This is a genomic window from Streptomyces phytophilus, assembly GCF_013870535.1.
GTDB classification, from domain to species: Bacteria; Actinomycetota; Actinomycetes; order Streptomycetales; family Streptomycetaceae; genus Streptomyces; species Streptomyces phytophilus.
Genome location: NZ_JACBXC010001458.1, coordinates 1 through 1,399 on the forward strand (window position 1 = coordinate 1; position 1,399 = coordinate 1,399).

1 protein-coding gene and 1 pseudogene are annotated in these 1,399 nt (G+C 73.8%); both read right to left on the minus strand.

Going from position 1 to position 1,399, the window contains the following annotated elements:
• A pseudogene (locus tag H5J30_RS33320) lies at window positions 1-465 on the minus strand (LOG family protein); the annotation flags it as partial.
• 9 nt (window positions 466-474) lie between these two features.
• The coding region (locus tag H5J30_RS33325; RefSeq protein ID WP_181791463.1) for a serine hydrolase domain-containing protein at window positions 475-1,399 on the minus strand (925 nt) is incomplete at its 5' end.

A 1,399-nucleotide genomic window follows, 5' to 3' on the forward strand; every position in this document is an offset into this window, starting at 1 on the left:
CGGGGCGGAGTTCGACGACGCGACGCTGGACGAGGCGGTGCGGATGCTCGGCAAGGCGCCGTCGTTCACGCCCTCGGTGGCGCAGTGGGCCGAGGCGGCGAATATGTCGTGCTCGGCGCGGGTGCGCCGGAACCAGGCGTACGAGCGGGCGTCCGGCGTCTGCTCGTACCCCCGCGCCAGGCCCGCGAACAGCTCGTCCGCGGTGTACAGCGCGCCCCGGTACGGGTCGAACGGCAGGTCCGGCACGACGGGGAAGACCAGCGCGCCGTCGCGCTGCACGCGGTGCGCGGCCTCCTCGGCCATCGGGCAGCCGAGGAACACCGCGCCGTGCACGTCGGCGGTGAGCAGCAGGCGCGTACGGTCCGTCAGATCGACGGACTGCACGCGGAACCCGCTGATGGAGCCGGAGGCGACGGCGGCGTCGAACTCGGCGAGGGACTCGATCTCGAAGGGCGAGTGCGGCATGCACCCACCCTAGGACCTGCCGCGCACCCGTTCGGCGACTCCGGTGGTCAACTCCCGGTCCAGGGCCGGGAGGTCCCACTCGCCCGAGCGGGTGGCGGCATTGCTGATCCAGAACACCAGCGTGCCGTCGTCCAGGAAGCGGGCGACGCGGCCCGAGGTCCACCCATTGCCGCCGTCGTGGGTGGCGACGGGCGCGCCGTCGAGGTCGAGCAGGCTCCAGCCGTAGCCGTAGAAGGACTCGGCGCCGCCGCCTTCCGGGACGTACCTCGTGAACAGCAGCTCCTTCGCCTTGCCGGCGAGGACGCGGTCGCCGAGCAGGGCGCGGTGCCAGCGGAGCATGTCGCGGGCGGTGGAGAGCATGCCGCCGTTGCCGCGCAGGTTCCAGTACGGGCCGTCGTCTGCCCAGGGGTGGTCCAGCGGGGTGCCCTGCGGGCGGCCCCTGCGGTCGTACTCGACGGCGATGCGGCGCGCGTCCCAGGCGGGCAGGACGTAGCCGGTGCCGGTCATGCCGGCGGGGGCGAAGAGGCGGTCGGCGAGGTACGACTCGTAGTCGGTGCCGGACGCCTCCTCCACGACGGCGGCGAGCAGGCTGTAGCCGGTGTTGGAGTACGCGTAGCGCTCGCCGGGCGGCGACTGGAGGGGGGCGGCGAAGGCGGCGGAGACCAACTCGGCGCGGGAGACGGGGTCGTAGTCGTCGCCGAGGGAGTCGGGCAGTCCGGCGGTGTGGGTGAGCAGGTGGTGCAGAGTGATGCCGCGCTTGTCGGCGGGCACGCCGCCGAGGTGGCGGGAGACGGGGTCGCTCACGCGCAGCCTGCCCTCGGTCTGCAGCTTCACGACGGCGGCGGCGGTGAACTGCTTGGTCATCGAGGCGATGTCGTACACCGTGTCGCAGCGGGCGCGCGTGCCGGTCCCGGGGTCGGCGGGGCCGCGGCCG